The organism is Stenotrophomonas maltophilia (genome assembly GCF_900186865.1).
Classification (GTDB): Bacteria; Pseudomonadota; Gammaproteobacteria; order Xanthomonadales; family Xanthomonadaceae; genus Stenotrophomonas; species Stenotrophomonas maltophilia.
In genome coordinates this window covers 4427494-4443140 of the sequence record NZ_LT906480.1, presented here as the reverse complement: position 1 = coordinate 4443140, position 15647 = coordinate 4427494, and the positions used below count along the sequence as shown (strand labels likewise).

General features: G+C 67.2%; 12 protein-coding genes. 5 read left to right on the top strand and 7 right to left on the bottom strand.

Annotated features, from left to right (window positions below; genetic code table 11):
* Positions 1-64 precede the first annotated feature (64 nt).
* The 5 genes from CKW06_RS20905 to CKW06_RS20885 form a co-directional block, all read right to left on the bottom strand.
* Positions 65-2587, bottom strand: coding sequence for a PepSY domain-containing protein (locus tag CKW06_RS20905; RefSeq protein WP_024958360.1), 2523 nt, complete (start codon positions 2585-2587; stop codon positions 65-67).
* A 706-nt stretch (positions 2588-3293) separates the two neighbouring features.
* Entirely contained in the window at positions 3294-3857 is a 564-nt protein-coding gene (locus CKW06_RS20900; protein WP_024958091.1) for a TlpA family protein disulfide reductase, read from the bottom strand.
* Complete coding sequence (locus tag CKW06_RS20895; RefSeq protein ID WP_024958092.1) at positions 3854-6226, bottom strand: protein-disulfide reductase DsbD family protein; 2373 nt, start codon at positions 6224-6226, stop codon at positions 3854-3856. Before CKW06_RS20895 ends, CKW06_RS20900 begins: the two co-directional genes overlap by 4 nt.
* On the bottom strand, positions 6223-6561 hold the full coding sequence (gene cutA, locus CKW06_RS20890) for a divalent-cation tolerance protein CutA (protein ID WP_005411229.1): 339 nt from the start codon (positions 6559-6561) through the stop codon (positions 6223-6225). The genes CKW06_RS20895 and cutA overlap by 4 nt, the downstream gene beginning before the upstream one ends.
* Before the next feature lie 68 nt (positions 6562-6629).
* Positions 6630-8420, bottom strand: a complete 1791-nt coding sequence (locus CKW06_RS20885; RefSeq protein WP_005414629.1) for an endonuclease — start codon at positions 8418-8420, stop codon at positions 6630-6632.
* A gap of 312 nt (positions 8421-8732) precedes the next feature.
* Here CKW06_RS20885 and CKW06_RS20880 point away from each other — a divergent pair, with 312 nt between their 5' ends.
* From CKW06_RS20880 to CKW06_RS20865, 4 genes are all read left to right on the top strand, one after another.
* Positions 8733-9020: a co-chaperone GroES gene (locus tag CKW06_RS20880; protein ID WP_005411227.1), complete on the top strand. Its 288-nt coding sequence runs from the start codon at positions 8733-8735 to the stop codon at positions 9018-9020.
* 81 nt (positions 9021-9101) lie between these two features.
* Positions 9102-10751 (top strand): chaperonin GroEL, encoded by a 1650-nt coding sequence (groL, locus tag CKW06_RS20875; RefSeq protein WP_005411226.1) that lies wholly within the window; start codon positions 9102-9104, stop codon positions 10749-10751.
* Positions 10752-10885: 134 nt separating this feature from the next.
* Entirely contained in the window at positions 10886-11497 is a 612-nt protein-coding gene (locus tag CKW06_RS20870; RefSeq protein ID WP_005411225.1) for a DUF6445 family protein, read from the top strand.
* A gap of 237 nt (positions 11498-11734) precedes the next feature.
* Positions 11735-12649: an IS110-like element ISStma6 family transposase gene (locus tag CKW06_RS20865; protein ID WP_005407612.1), complete on the top strand. Its 915-nt coding sequence runs from the start codon at positions 11735-11737 to the stop codon at positions 12647-12649.
* An 11-nt stretch (positions 12650-12660) separates the two neighbouring features.
* On the opposite strand, the gene CKW06_RS20860 is transcribed toward CKW06_RS20865, so the two are convergent.
* Positions 12661-13824 (bottom strand): serine hydrolase domain-containing protein, encoded by a 1164-nt coding sequence (locus tag CKW06_RS20860; protein WP_024957880.1) that lies wholly within the window; start codon positions 13822-13824, stop codon positions 12661-12663.
* Positions 13825-13891: 67 nt separating this feature from the next.
* A complete protein-coding gene (locus CKW06_RS20855; RefSeq protein ID WP_024957881.1) occupies positions 13892-14821 on the bottom strand; it encodes a pepsin/retropepsin-like aspartic protease family protein in 930 nt (309 codons plus the stop codon).
* 106 nt (positions 14822-14927) lie between these two features.
* Between CKW06_RS20855 and CKW06_RS20850 the strand changes: the two genes are divergently transcribed.
* On the top strand, positions 14928-15635 hold the full coding sequence (locus CKW06_RS20850) for a response regulator (RefSeq protein WP_024957882.1): 708 nt from the start codon (positions 14928-14930) through the stop codon (positions 15633-15635).
* Positions 15636-15647 lie beyond the last annotated feature (12 nt).

The following is a 15647-nucleotide window of genomic DNA, read 5'->3' as shown; positions in this document are numbered from 1 at the left end:
ATGCCGGCCGCTGGCCGGCACGCCCCTGATCATGCCGGCCCGCGGCCGGTACTACCCTTGTGGCTCAATACACGTCGCGACGGTAGCGCCCGGTCTCCAGCAGCGTTTCCACTTCTTCATCACCCAGTGCTTCGCGCAGCACCTGGTCCACGCCTTCGGCCATGCCCAGCAGCGAACCGCAGACGTGGATGACCGCACCACGCTGCATCCAGTCGCGCAGGGCATCGGCTGCTGCACGCAGGCGATCCTGCACATAGCCGCCCTCACCATCGCGCGAGAACGCCAGGTCCACCCGCGCGAGATGGCCGTCGGCCTGCCACGCTTCGATCTCATCGGCGAACAGGAAGTCGTGCGCGCGCTCGCGTTCGCCGAACAGCAGCCAGTGCCCGTGCTCACCTGCATGCGCGGCTTCGCGCAGCAGGCTGCGCAGGCCCGCGATGCCGGTGCCATTGCCGATCAGCACCATCGGCGCACCGCCAACGCGATGGAAACCGGGGTTGCGGTGCACGCGGGCCACGATGCTGGCACCAACCGGCGCATGCAGCGACAGCCAGCCCGATCCCAGGCCGGTGCGTCCGGTTTCGTCATGGACCAGCCGCACCACCAGTTCGACCGCACCGTCATCCGTACAGGATGCGATGGAGTACTCGCGCCCCGGCAGCAGTGGCAGCCCTGCCAGCCAGAGGCACGCATCCTGCACCGCCAGCGCAGCATCGGCATCGGGCAGCTCGCGCTCGCTGGCCAGCGCCAACAGCGTGCGCGGCTGGCCGTCAATCAGCAACGGCTGCTGGGGATCCAGCCCATGTGCCTTCAGCACCGCAGCGGCGTGCCGCGCGTTGTGGCGGGGCGCGACGTGCAGGATGTCGCCCGCTTGCCATTGCGCGTCGGCCGGTGGCGCAAGACGGATGCGCCAGATGGCGCCGCCCACGCTGCCTGGATTGAGGCGGTCACGGCCGAGCAGGCGCCACTCGTGCATCTGCGTCGCGGCCGGCAACACGCTGTCATCGGTGGCGATGCCGGTCAGTGCGCCGAGATGTTGCTGCCACTGGCGCAGCGCCGGTATCGCGGCGGCATCGACATCGATGCGCTCGAACAGCGCACGTGCGCCGTTGCCCAGCAGCCAGCCATCGAATTGGCGGCCAAAGCCGCAGTAATGCGGGTACTGGCGGTCACCCAGGGCGAGCAGGCCGAACTGCAGGCCCGACAGATCGGGCGCTTGTGCCAGCAGCCGCCGCGCAGCGCCCCGTGCCGCATCCGGCGGCTCGCCATCGCCGAAGGTGCTCAGCACGAACAATGCCTGCGCAGTGCGCGCGAGCTGCGTGGCATCGACCCGGGCCAATGGCAGCACCTGCACCGCATGACCGGACGCCTGCAGCTGCGCGGCTGCGCGCCATGCGAGTTGTTCGCCCAGCCCGCTCTGGCTGGCATGCACCACCAGCCACGGCGTGCCACCGCCATCGGCAGGCGTTGCTGGCAGCGACTGGCGCAGGCCACGCGCGGCGCGCTGGCTGCGGCGCCGGTCCAGGTAGAGCATCCAGCCGGTGATGAAGAACAGGCTCATGCCCAAACTGCTGAGCATCACCACGACACGCCCGGGCACGCCGAAGTAGCTGCCCGAGTGCAGCGCGAACACGCTGGTGGCCAGCTGCGCGCCGGCGCCCTGGCGCGCGTAGGGTCGGGCATCGAGCGTGGCACCAGTGCCCGGGTCCAGCTGCAGCAGATCATGCGCGCGGTCATGCTGGCCGCCGCGCTGCGACGGATCACCGGCCATCACGCGCACATTCAGTGCCTGCCCGGGCTTCTCCGGCAGGCGCAGGTCGATGTAGCCGGTGCGCACGCCGGGCAGTGCATACAGCGTGGCTTCGATGCGCTCCAGGTTCAGGGCGGCACCGGTGGCGACCTTGTGCTTGGCGGCCGGTGCGACGCCCAGCAGGGTGTTGGCGGCACTGCGATACCAGTCGAAGGACCACCACAGCCCGGTCAGCGCACTCATCAGGTAGATCAGCAGAACCCAGGTACCGACCACCGAGTGCAGGCTCCACAGGAAGCCACGGCCGCTGCGTTTCCATTCCACCGCCAGCCAGCTGCGCCAGTGCCACCAGCGTCGCGGCCAGCGCAGGTAAAGGCCGGACAGGGTGAAGAACAGCAGCGCGATGGCGCAGCTGCCGGTGATCCATTTGCCGCGCTCGCCGGCGGCGAGGTGGCGATGCAGGTCCTCGACGAAATCGAAGAACGCCTGCCCACGCAGGGCGCTGAATCGCTCGCCGCTGTACGGATCGAAGTAGACCCAGTGTTCCTTGCCACCGGCGAAGCGTGCCACCGAGGGCCGCTGCCCGGTGGCGTCCACGCGCAGGCGTTGCAGGGGGCGATCACTGCCGGCCTGCAGCAGCGGCACCAGCTCGCTGAGTTCAAGCGGAAGCTGGCCGTCGGCATGGTGCTCGGCGATTTCGGCGAAGCCGGGGTTGGCCGCGCGCAGCAGCTCGTCCTCGAAGGACAGCACGGCGCCGCTGAGGCCCATCACGGCCAATACGGCACCGGCGGTGATGCCCAGCAGCCAGTGCAGTTGGAACAGGACGTTCTTGAACATGGAAGGAGGAGGGCCTGGAAGGCTGCCGCCCGCATCCTGCGCAACAGCAAATGAGAATTAGTCGCGGAATTCTCCGTGGCGGACGGGCTACGGTCAAGGAGGGTTTTGTTGCAGGGCTTTGCAGCCCTGCACCCGCTACAAGCCGGAGCAACGTCAACGTCAAAAGCTGGCTTTCCGTGGGTTGGCGGGGTGGGGCCGGTTGAGGGGGACGCTGCAAGTCCCCCTCCGGGGCCCGGCCCAGCCGCTGGCGGCTGTGCGTTCGGGCGCTTGCGAAGCAGTGCTTCGCAAGCAAAGCGCCCTCACCCATGTAAGCTCGGTCGCCGCATCCATGCGGCTCACGCCCCCTCAACCGGACCCACCCCGCCTTCGACAGTTTCCTGCGATCTGTCGGAACGGCGTTCTGCTTTGGTAGGTGCCGACCGTTGGTCGGCACGGGGTCTGATTCCGTTCTGAATATCGATATCTGACAGATGTGTCGACCAAGGTCGACACCTACCAACAGCCGCGAAGATCTGTCAGAGGCGGGGCGGTGTCGGAGTGCGGGGTGTCAGCCGCATGGATGCGGCTGCCAAGCTTACAGGGACGTACTTGCAGCGTCCCCGCACTCCGACACCGCCCCGCCATCCCACGGAATGCCCGCTTTGGCTTTGGCTGTTGCCGTTGCATTGAGCAGGGTGCAGGGCTGCAAGCCCTGCAAAAAACACCCTCACTTCACCCAGCTGTCGATCTCGCCGTGGGCGAACGGTCCCAGCTTGGCCTTCACCAGCCGCCCCTGCGCATCGAACAGCACGCTGTAGGGCAGCAGGCCCTGGGTATTGCCCAGCTGCACGCTGGCATCGCGCGGCCCCGGGGTCTCGATCACGATCGGATAATCCACCGGTACCCGCTGCAGGAAACCGCGCACGTCCTCCGGCGTATCCAGCGCCAGTCCCAGCACCTGCACACCGCGCTCGCCCTGGATATGTGCGAAACGCGCCAGTTCCGGCATTTCTTCCACGCAGGGCGCGCACCAGCTGGCCCAGACATTGATCAACAGCGGGCGACCGCCAGCGTGCTGGCGCAGGTCCAGCGGCCGGCCTTCAAGATCGGGCAGCGACAGCGCGGGCAGGCTGTCGCCGACCTGCAGGGCAGGTGCCGCAGCCGCCACAGCAGGCGCCGCTGGCATGGCCTCAGGCGCAACCGGCGCAGGAGCCAATCGATGCCCGGCCCACAGGCCAAGGCCGGCGGCCAGCACCGCTGTCCACAGCAGCGCTGGCCGTTGCCACTTCATCGTGCGGTGCGCAGCAGCGCTTCCTCCACCACCGCCTGGGTCAGCAGGGTCGGCAGCACGGTCGGCGGTGCGCCGGGGCCGTACACCACGTACAGCGGCACGCCGACGGCTTTGTGCTCTTCCAGGAACGTGGTGATCTGCGGATCGACGTTGGTGTAGTCACCGCGCATGTACACCGCGTTGGTGCGCTTGAGCAGGTCCTTGAACTCCGGCCGCGACAGCACGGCACGCTCGTTGGCCTTGCAGCTCACGCACCAGTCGGCGGTCATGTTGACGAACACCACGCGGTTGTCGGCGCGCAGGCGGTCCAGCAACTGCGGCGAATACTCCACCACGTTGTCGCTGGCGGCCTGTGCGGCGCGAGCCGGCGCTGCCAGCTGGGTCACGCCCCAGGCCGGTACCAATGCGCTGATCGCCAGCAGCACGCCGAGCAGGGTTACTGCACGCGAACCGGTCCAGCGGTTGCGCTCGAACAGCCACAGGCCGAAGGCGAACAGCAACAGGCCACCCAGCACCAGCGCCATGCCGTCCACGCCGCGCTGCTTGCCCAGCACCCACAGCAGCCACAGCGCGGTGGCGTACATCGGGAAGGCCAGCACGTGCTTGAGCGTTTCCATCCACGGGCCGGGCTTGGGCAGGCGGCGCGCCAGCGCCGGCACGAAGCCGATCAGCAGGAACGGCAGCGCCAGGCCCAGGCCGAGGAACAGGAACACGGTCATCGCCTTCAGCGGCGGGGCAATGAACGCGTAGGCGATCGCGCCACCCATGAACGGGCCGACGCAGGCACTGCCGACCACGCAGGCCAGCGCACCGGTGAAGAAGTCACCGGCCGGGCCGCTGCGGCTGGCCAGCGACTGGCCCAGGTTGCCGATGCCGCCGCCCAGGGTGAACACGCCGGACAGGCTCAGGCCTACCGCGAACATGATGTAGCCCAGCGCCGCCACCACGCCCGGGTGCTGCAGCTGGAAGCCGATGCCGACGGCGTTGCCGATTGCGCGCAGGCCCACCATCAACGCACCGATCACCGCGAATGCGACCAGCACGCCCAAGGTGTACCAGAGCGCGTGGCTGCGTGCGCGCTGCGGGCTTTCGCCACTTTGCGCCAGGCTCAGGACCTTCAGCGACAGGATCGGCAGCACGCAGGGCATCAGGTTCAACACCAGGCCGCCGGCCAGCGCCAGCAGCAGCACCCAGACGAACGAACGGTCCGGGTTCGGTGTGGTCGCCGGCGGGCGCGTACGCAGCGCGTTGTCACCGCGCGCATCGGCGGCGAATTCATTGCCGTCCACGGTGCCTGCGACGGCCGGGGGGGCGGCATCCGTATTGGGCACCGTCGGCAGCAGGCGCAGGGGGGCGCCGTTGGCGCCTTCGCGTGGCGCCGCAGCCAACGGGCTGATTACCTCGTTGCGCGGCGGTGCCTGGTCGGCGCTGGCGCTGACCTTGCCGGCCGGTATCGACAGCTTCACCCGGCGGGTCATTGGCGGGTAGCAGATGCCATCGGTCTGGCAGCCCTGGAAGGTCACCACGAGGGTGCCGTCAACCGCGTCGGCAACCGTGCGCCGCAACGGCAGCGGCACTTCCACCTGGTTGAAGTACACCGAGACATCGCCGAAGTGCTCGTCGCGATGCGACTGCGCGGCTGGCCAGCGCGGCGTGCCGGCCTGCACGCCGGTGCTGCCTTCCAGCTTCAGCGAGGTGCGGTCGCGATACAGGTAGTAGCCCGGTGCCGGACTGAAGCGCAGCAGCAGGGTGTTGCCGTCGCTGGCGATGGCATCGAAGCCGAACGCCTGCTCCGACGGCAGCGGCAGCGTCTGGCTGTTGCTGGCCGCACCTGGCAGGCGCAGGCCGCCGCTGTTGCCGGCACCGGCCAGCGGGTTGTTGAACGGACTGGCCGCACCGGCGCGCGCGGCAGGGGCCGCGGCCTGTGCACCGCTGCCGGGCAGGGTGACCTGCACCACGCGCTTCTGCGGCGGGTAACAGACACCGGCATCTGCGCAGCCCTGGTAACGCACTTCCAGGCTGATGGTGCCGGCGGCCTCGGTCGGCGTGCCGGGCAGGGTGGCCTGCAGGCGCTCGCGATAGGTTTCGACCTCGCCGAAGAAATCGTCGTGGTGCTTGTCGCCCTTGGGCATCTGCAGCGCGCCGGCGTTGAAGGCCGGGTCGGCCTTGACGCTGGTGCGGTGGCGATACAGGTAATAGCGGGGCGCGATCTTGAACTGCAGCTGCACCTGGCCCCGTTCGGGGGCACTGGCGGTCAGCGCGAACGCCTGGTCCACCGGCAGCAGGTCCTTCTCATCCAGGGCGAAGGCGGGCAGCGAGAGCCACATCAGGGCGCACAGGGCGGCGCCACGCGCAAACAGAGTCTTCAATCAGTGTCCTCCCGGGTCTGTGCCCGGATCCAGTCCAGATACGCCGGCAGGCCGGCCCGGGTTTCGACCGCGATGCACTCCGGGAGTTCATACGGGTGCAGTTCGACGATCCGGGCGATTGCGTCATTGACGCGACTCGCGGTGGTCTTCACCAGCAGCTGCAGCTCGGCGTCGGTGGTCACCTCGCCCTGCCAGCGGTAGGTCGACTGCGCGCCATCGAGGCGGGTCACGCACGCGGCCAGGCGCTCGCCAACCAGCGCGTGCGCGATGCGCTCGGCACTGGCCAGGTCCGGGCAGGTGGTCAACAGCAGCAGGACGGGATCGACGGTCGACATGACCGTCGAGTATAGGGCCGCCGCCGGGTCAGGACCCGGCGGCGGCCGTGGACCGCTGCGTTGCGCGGTCAGTTGGCCAGCTGGCAGGTGGCCGGCTTGGCCGAGGTGAACAGGCCAGGGGTCGCCCACTCGGGGTGGTCGATGAACGGGTTGCGGTTGCCCTGGAAGCTGTAGATCACGTCATTGCGCGCACGCTCGGCATCATCCGGCGGGTCGGACAGGTGCCAGTCGATCAGCGTCGACAGCAGGCCCATGTAGGCCGGCGAGCTGCTGGTCTTGACGATCCTGCTGCGGTCGTCGGTCAGCTCCAGGTCCGGCTCGGACTGGCCAGTGGCTGCATCCTTGCCGCCCTCGTAGCGGATCGCCATGTACATCACCGCACGCGCCATGTCGCCCTTGCGCTTGCCCCACACCTCGAACGTGCCGGTGTTGCCGTCCGGCGTGCGCACCCAGTTGGAGTTGCCCGGATAGCCACCACTGCCGCCACCCTGGCCGTTGTTGGCCTCGGTGGCGCGCTCGCCGCAGCTGGCGTCGCACTTGCCGAACGGCTTGTTGCCACGGTCGGCGTTCCACTGTGCATCGGTCAGGTACAGCATGTGGGTGTCGGTATACGGCGCGTACGGCAGGCCCTTGTCACCCGTGGTGGTGGCAAAACCCAGCGAGTTCGGCCAGGTGTGCTCGCGGTTGTACTTCAGGCCACTGCCGCTGCCGGCGCGATCGGTCACCTTGGCGTAGCTGCGGTTGCGATACGCGTCGAGGATGCGGTTCGGGTTGTTCGGGTCCTCGTCTGCGATCTCCAGGATGGTCCAGGTACTGGTGCCCGAGCCGCTGTACGGGTAGGCGGTGTGGCCCTTGATTGTCGCGTGCAGCGAGCAGCGCAGCTGGCTCGGGCTGCTGGTGTTGACCTTGGAGTAGTAGCCGGCCGGCACGCCAGGGTTGCCCGGGTCCGGATTGCCGCCGGTGCTGGCCACGGTGAAGGCGATGCGGCTGTCGGCCGCCGGGTGTGCGCCCTGCAGGTCGGTGATGCGCGCGGCGCGGATGTCGAAGCGGCAGGCTTCACCGGCCACCAGCGCGGTGTTGGTGGACAGCTTCACGCTGCGCCCGCTGGCCGGGAAGGTCAGCGGCACGCTGCCGGAGGTACCGCAGCTCAGCGCGAACGCGCCGCTGGCCAGGTTCACCGTCTCGCTGAACACCACTTCCAGATCGGCGGCGGCCGGGAAGGTGCTGCTGCCCTGCGCCGGGGTGGTGGTGGACACCGACGGCGGCGTGTTCGGGCCCGGGGTGCCGCCGCCGCTGAAGGTCTGGCCGTTGTTGCAGCTGCCGAAGGTCTGCCTGGCCGACTCGGCCCAGGTGAAGTGGGCGTACTGGCTGCCGCTGCCGGTCAGCTGCAGCGAGGTGCCGGGAGCCGTGCTGTTGGTCTCGGCCACCGGAATGTTCTGGCTGGTCATGCCGGCGGCAGGGCCACCGGAGGCGGTGATGGCGCCCTCGTAGCTGAGGAACTGGACCACCTTGCCGCTGGCGTCGACCAGGGCGATGCCGTCGTTCGGGCCGTTCTGGATGCCGTTGGTCGGGTAGTTGACCACGGCGATGCTGGCGCTGCCGCAACCGGCGGCGGTGCCGGCCGGGACCGGGTTGTTGGCGTAGACCGTGGCGGCCGAAGGATTGCTGCCGTTGTAGAGGTAGAGGCGGTAGCCGGACAGGTCTTCACCTGCGGTAGCGACCACTTCGATGGCTTCGCCGACGTCACCGGCGGCGGTGCTGTCGTCGTAGTGCAGTTCATTGATGAAGACCTCGGCCTGGGCCGGCGCCGCGGCCAGTGCCAGCAGGCAGGCGGCGGCAAGCGGGGACAGCAATCGCATCGACTACTCCTTGTGATTGGGAATGCGTGACCGAGCCTAAGGCCGATCCAGTGACACTTTGTCGTAAATGAACGTCAGATATCTGACAGTGCGACGCTTGTCACCGAAATTGTCCAGGACCAACGCCTTGGCCGAGGCGCGCGGGTGGAAAAAATTTTTTCATTCCGCCCTTGAAAGGGGGCGGCGGGGCTCCATCTCTGCCCTGCTCCCGACGTTGTCGGGTTTCTTCACGTGCGGTTCTGGCACTCGCCTGGGGTGAGTGCTAACATCGCCGGACTTTTTTAGATCAATCAATCACTTAAGAGGTCTCCTATGAGCATCAAGCCGCTGCACGACCGCGTTGTGGTCAAGCCGATCGAAGCCGACGAAATCTCCGCCGGTGGCATCGTCATCCCCGACTCGGCCAAGGAAAAGTCCACCAAGGGTGAGGTCGTGGCCGTCGGCCCGGGCAAGCCGCTGGACAACGGCAACGTGCGCGCGCCGTCGCTGAAGGTCGGCGACAAGGTCATCTATGGCCAGTACGCCGGCAGCTCGTACAAGAGCGAAGGCGTCGAATACAAGGTCCTGCGCGAAGACGACGTGCTCGCCGTCATCGGCTGAGCCTCGGCGCGACCTGTTTCAACCTGATCCCAAACTCCCAGCCGCCGGGCATCGTCCGGCGCTACCAATGAGGTAAATGCAATGGCTGCCAAGGATATTCGTTTCGGTGAAGACGCCCGTTCGCGCATGGTGCGCGGCGTCAACGTTCTCGCCAATGCCGTCAAGGCCACCCTGGGCCCGAAGGGCCGCAACGTCGTGCTGGAAAAGAGCTTCGGCGCCCCGACCATCACCAAGGACGGCGTCTCCGTCGCCAAGGAAATCGAACTGGCTGACAAGTTCGAGAACATGGGCGCGCAGATGGTGAAGGAAGTTGCTTCGCGCACCAACGACGATGCCGGCGACGGCACCACCACCGCCACCGTGCTGGCCCAGGCCCTGATCCGCGAAGGCGCCAAGGCCGTTGCCGCCGGCATGAACCCGATGGACCTCAAGCGCGGTATCGACAAGGCCGTTTCGGCCGCCGTCGCCGAGCTGAAGAACATCTCCAAGCCGACCGCCGACGACAAGGCGATCGCCCAGGTCGGTACCATCTCGGCCAACTCGGACGAGTCGATCGGCCAGATCATCGCTGACGCGATGAAGGAAGTCGGCAAGGAAGGCGTCATCACCGTTGAAGAAGGCTCGGGCCTGGACAACGAGCTGGACGTGGTCAAGGGCATGCAGTTCGACCGCGGCTACCTGTCGCCGTACTTCATCAACAACCAGCAGTCGCAGACCGCTGACCTGGATGACCCGTTCATCCTGCTGCACGACAAGAAGATCTCCAACGTCCGTGACCTGCTGCCGGTGCTGGAAGGCGTCGCCAAGGCCGGCAAGCCGCTGCTGATCGTGGCCGAGGAAGTTGAAGGCGAAGCGCTGGCCACCCTGGTCGTCAACACCATCCGTGGCATCGTCAAGGTCGTGGCCGTCAAGGCTCCGGGCTTCGGCGACCGTCGCAAGGCGATGCTGGAAGACATGGCCGTGCTGACCGGCGGCACCGTGATCTCCGAAGAAGTCGGCCTGTCGCTGGAGAAGGCCACCATCAAGGACCTGGGCCGCGCCAAGAAGGTGCAGGTCTCCAAGGAGAACACCACCATCATCGACGGCGTCGGCGACAAGGCCAACGTTGATGCACGCGTGGCGCAGATCAAGACCCAGATCCAGGACACCTCCTCGGATTACGACCGCGAGAAGCTGCAGGAACGCGTGGCCAAGCTGGCCGGCGGTGTTGCCGTGATCAAGGTCGGCGCCTCGACCGAAATCGAAATGAAGGAAAAGAAGGATCGCGTCGACGACGCCCTGCACGCCACCCGTGCGGCCGTTGAAGAAGGCGTGGTTCCGGGCGGCGGCGTTGCCCTGGTCCGCGCGATCACCGCGCTGGCCGGCCTGAAGGGCGCCAACGAAGACCAGAACCACGGCATCCAGATCGCCCTGCGTGCGATGGAAGCCCCGCTGCGCGAGATCGTTGCCAACGCCGGTGACGAGCCGTCGGTCATCATCAACAAGGTCAAGGAAGGCACCGGCAGCTTCGGCTACAACGCCGCTACCGGCGAGTTCGGCGACATGCTGCAGTTCGGCATCCTGGACCCGACCAAGGTGACCCGTTCGGCGCTGCAGAACGCGGCCTCGATCGCTGGCCTGATGATCACCACCGAAGCCATGGTTGCCGAAGCTCCGAAGAAGGACGAGCCGGCCATGGGCGGCGCCGGTGGCATGGGCGGCATGGGTGGCATGGGCGGCATGGACTTCTAAGGTCCACGCCCGCGTCGGACGTTGCCGGCCCTGGTCGGCGCGTCTCCCCGATGCAAGGAAAAACCCCGCCGCGAGGCGGGGTTTTTTTGTTGCCCGGTTGCCGCCATGGCGCCGCGTCGCTACGCTCGCAGACCATGCCTACCTCGTTCATCGTCGTCGACGACTTCCTCTCTCCAGCCGATGCACACGGCCTGCGCCAGGCCGGGCTGGGCCTGACCTACCCGGCGCAGGAGGGGGCATTCCCCGGGCGTAATTCGCTCGAACGGCTGGAGCTGGACGGCCTGTCCGAGGCCGCGTCGCGGTTGGTCAACGAGCCGCTGCGGCCGGTCAATCCGTTGCAGTCGCACGGCAAGTTCCGGCTGACCCTGGCCAGCGATGTGGGTCGCGCCAAGGTGCACACCGACCATTCGCACTGGTCCGGCATCCTCTACCTCAGCGCCCCGGAGCACTGCGAAGGGGGTACCGAGTTCTTCCGCCATCGCCGCACCAACACCGAGCGCATGGCGCTGAACGCCCACGAGCTGGCTGCGCTGGGCTACGCCAACGGCGGCGACATGCATCGGGACATCATCGAGCGCGACAGCGTCGACGACAGCCAGTGGGAAATGACCATGCGCATCCCGATGCGCTTCAACCGCCTGGTGCTGCTGCGCCCGTGGTTCTGGCATACCGCCGGCCCGGCCTTCGGCGACCGGCCGGAGAATGGGCGGCTGGTCTACCTGATGTTCTTCGAGCAGGCGCGTTGAAGGGAGGTCATCCACGCATGGCGTGGATCTTATCTCTTGCCAATCTGGCACCTTGGTTGCCGAGAGCCCGGCGTGGGCGACCGTGTGGATCCAGGTCTTGCGACCGAGAAGTAGCTTGGGTCCCCACGCCGGATTCTCCCTGAACCGCCCGAACAGTTGGTTGAGTTGGCGCTCGAACTGATAAGACTGGGCAAGCGGGGAGAGCTCTCGCCCCTGTCAGCCTAGCGGAGTTCTGCCATGTTTGGGATCGGGATCGATGTGAGCAAAGCCACGCTGGATGTGGCCGTCCATGGAGAGCAGTTTCGCCAATTCAGCAACGACAAGCGCGGCTTTGTGCGCTTGATTCGGTGGCTGAAGACGTGGCCGATCAAGCAGGTCGTTCTTGAGGCAAGCGGGGGTTACGAGCGTGCTGCTCTGGATGTATTGCACGCCGCTGGCCTGCCGATGGTACGAATCAATCCGGCGCGTGCACGGCGATTTGCCCAAGGCACGGGCCGTGCCGCCAAGACCGATCGGCTCGATGCGACAGTGCTGGCACAAATGGCCCATTTGTTGCCGCTGACCCGCTACGTACCCCCTGCTCCTTGGCAGCAGCGTCTGGCTGAATTTGCGCAATGCCGCAGGCAACTGGTGCAGATGCGGGTCAGTGAGATGCAGCGCTTGCGGCGATTGGTCGATCCGGATCTGATTGCGATGAAGCAACGCCATATAGCTCAGCTATCTGACGACCTGAAGCAGTTGGATAAAGCTATTGCCGAGCAGCTTGAGGGGCAGCCTGGCTGGAAGAATATCGGCGCGCTCAAAGGCGTCGGCCCCATCCTGATCAGCACACTGGCCTGCGAGTTGCCCGAACTGGGCAGCTTGGGAAGCAAAGCCATAGCATCGCTGGTGGGGTTGGCCCCGATGAACCGCGAAAGTGGCACCTGGCAGGGCCAACGGCGGATCAGTGGTGGGCGCGCGGTGGTACGCGAAGCCCTTTACATGGCGGCCCTGACGGCCATCCGGTACGAGCCAAGGCTGCGCGCGTTTTACGCTGGCCTGAAGGCCAAGGGCAAAGCGAGCAAGGTGGCGCTCGTGGCGGTCATGCGCAAAATGCTGGTGATCCTCAACGCCCGTAAGCGAGACGCCGAGGTGGCCCTCGGCTGCCCCTGACAAGACAGTTGCTACTTCACGAATGCCTTTGCTGCGCCGTACTCCCACTGCCACGGTACGCCGATGTCGCCGAGCACGAAGGCCACCAGCGCCGGGAAGGTCGCCTCGGCGCGCACATCGTTGCCCAGGATCACCACGCAGCGCTGCTGCTGCTCGACGCACACCAGCGTATTACCGACCGCATCATCGTGGCCGCCCTTGTAGAAGCCTGCGCCTTGCGGGCCACGGAACGTCACCACCCCCAGGCCGGCCGCCAGGTCCTTGCGCTGCAGCGCCTTCGGCAGCTCCGGCTGCAGGGTGGGGAACTGGCTGGCGGTGGTGATCGGCAGCTGCGGCCGCACCAGCTCCTTGCGCATCGTCGCTGAAAGCCCATCGCCGCGCACGTAGCCGGCGGCGAAACGGGCCATGTCGGCGATGGTGGTATCCATCGAACCGGCCGCGCGCACGCGGCTGCGCTCATCGTGCGGCTCGGCGGTGCCCTCCATGGTCCAGCCGTCGGCCAGGTTGGTGGCGAAGTCCCCGCGCCACATCATGCTGGTGCGGGTCATGCCGAAGCGGTCGAATACCCGCTGCTGCATCAACGCACCCACATCCTCGCCCAGCCGTCCGCGTTCGATCACGAACTGCAGCAGGATCAGCCCTTCGCCGGAATAGCCGTAGCGGCTGCCTGGATCAAAGTGGAACTTCAGTCGGCCGTCCGGTTCAAGAAACCCGAAGTTGGCAAAGCCACTGGCGTGGTTGAGCAGCAGGCGAGGGGTGAGCTGGCGCCAGCGCGCATCATCGGCCAGCACGCTGTCGTCGGCGTACTTCTTCGTTTCGGGCGGATAGTCCGGCAACGGCTTGTCCAGCGCTGTGGCGATGCTGGCATCCAGATCGATCCTGCGGTCCTGCGCCAGCTGCGCGACCAGATGGCCGAATGCCATCTTGGTCAACGAGGCGGCGTACATCACCGTATCGGTGCGCAGTGGTTCGCCTGCGGTATTGCGCTCGCCGTAGGCGGCGACGTGCACCACCTTGCCGCCGTCGATCACCGCCAGTGCCATGCCGCGCGCCTGTGCGGCCTGCATCAACCGCTGCGCTTCGGCATCGATGCGGGCCGGCGAGGGTACCGGGGGAGGTGCAGCCAGCACGGCCAGCGGGAACAGCGTCAGCAACATCAGGGCAGCACGGCACATGCGTGGAACTCCTGGTGGGGCGCACGGTGATGCTACGCCAGGCTGCCGCTGGCGTCATTGCCGGATGTCAGCTGGCCTGCGGCCGGCGCAGGCAGATCCGGGACGCGCCGGCACCGATGTCCACCTGGCCGCCGCGCATTGCATCCGCACCAAGGATCAGCGCCGGCCGGCCCTCCAGGCCGATCGCCTTGAACACTGGCAGTTCGCTGATGCGGACCTCCATCGAGGGGTGCTGCCAGCCGTTGCCGGCCATGCCGGGCAGGGTGTACAGCCAGGTTGCCTGCTTTCCGCCGCCCAGGCCTTCGGTGCCCTTTTCACGCACCCGCACCCGTGCGTCGCTGCCGTCGGTGCGCAGCCCCAGTGCGCGGGCTGCTTCGGCGTTGAGGACGGTCTGCGCGGCACCGGTGTCGACCACGGCGATGGCGTCCACCGCGGGCGCGCCCAGTGCAAGCGTGATGAAACCGAACTGGCGCAGGCCGTCAGTGCGTCCGGGCAGCGCATTGGGCTGGCAACCCCGTCCTTCCAGGTTCAATCCGCCGGGTGTCCACAGCGCCAGTTGATTGCGGCCGAAGTCCCAACGGGTGTCCCAGCGTCCGGTCAGATCGTTGCCGATCAAGCCGTCAATGGCCGGATCATCGTCCTTCGGCAACGACGACAGATCGACCTTCATGGCTTGGGCCTGCAGCTGCCAACTGCCCAGCTGCCAGGACGTTCTGCGTATGCGCTGCAGCCGCGCGGAGGCTGCACTTGCCCCTTGGGCGTGTGATACCTCCGCATCCACATCTCCCAGACCGTAGCGCCGCACGACGCGGTCATCGACCAGGGTGGCGCCTGCCGCGCTGTCGACCACGAAGCGCAGCGGTTCGGCACGCCCGTCCAGCGACACGGCCACGGCCGGATGACCGCCCTGCATCCACATCGGCAGGATGTGTTCGGGGGAATCGGACGCCAGCGCAGCCAGCGGGGCAGCAAGCAGGACGAATGGGATGAGGCGCAAGGCAAGTCTCCGCAGTGATCATGGGTGACCATTGGCGCGCAGCGGCGTATCGCGGGAATATCGGCGTTGATACCGTCCTGATACAGACCTGCCTGATACTGCCTGCATGACGACTCCCGCCCGTGTCATCGTTGTCGATGACGACGCCAGCATCCGTGATGCCATCGCCGATTGCCTGTTGCTGCATGGCTACCAGGTACGGGTGGCAGCGGACGCGACGGCGCTGGACGTGCTGCTGCAGGTCGATCGCCCGGACGTGATCATCCTCGACTGGATGATGCCCGGTGAGGATGGCCTGTCGGTCTGCCGCCGGCTGCAGGCACGGGCCATTCCGATCCTGATGCTGTCGGCGATGGGCAGCGCACCGGACAGGGTGATCGGCCTGGAGATGGGCGCGGACGACTACCTGGCCAAGCCGTTCGACCCGCGCGAGCTGCTGGCGCGGGTACGCGCGCTGCTGCGTCGGCAGGACAAGCTGCGCGCGCAGGTAGCCAGTGAACTGCGCTTTTCTGGTTGGCGGTTGCTGCCGGAACAACGTCGCCTGCTGGCGCCGGATGGGAACGAGCTGGTGCTCAGCCGTGGTGAATTCAGCCTGTTGCTGGCGCTGGCCGAACGCCCCGGGCGGGTGCTGGGGCGCGAGCAGCTGCTGCAGCTGAGCCGTGGCGAACCGAGTGACAGCGTCGACCGCGCGGTCGACCTGGCGATCAGCCGCCTGCGCCGCAAGCTCGGGCAGGCCTCACCCGGTGCGGAAGCCCTGGTGCAGACATCGCGTGGCGAAGGCTATCGCTTCCACGCCGAGGTACTGGTGCTGTGAACAGCCGGTGGC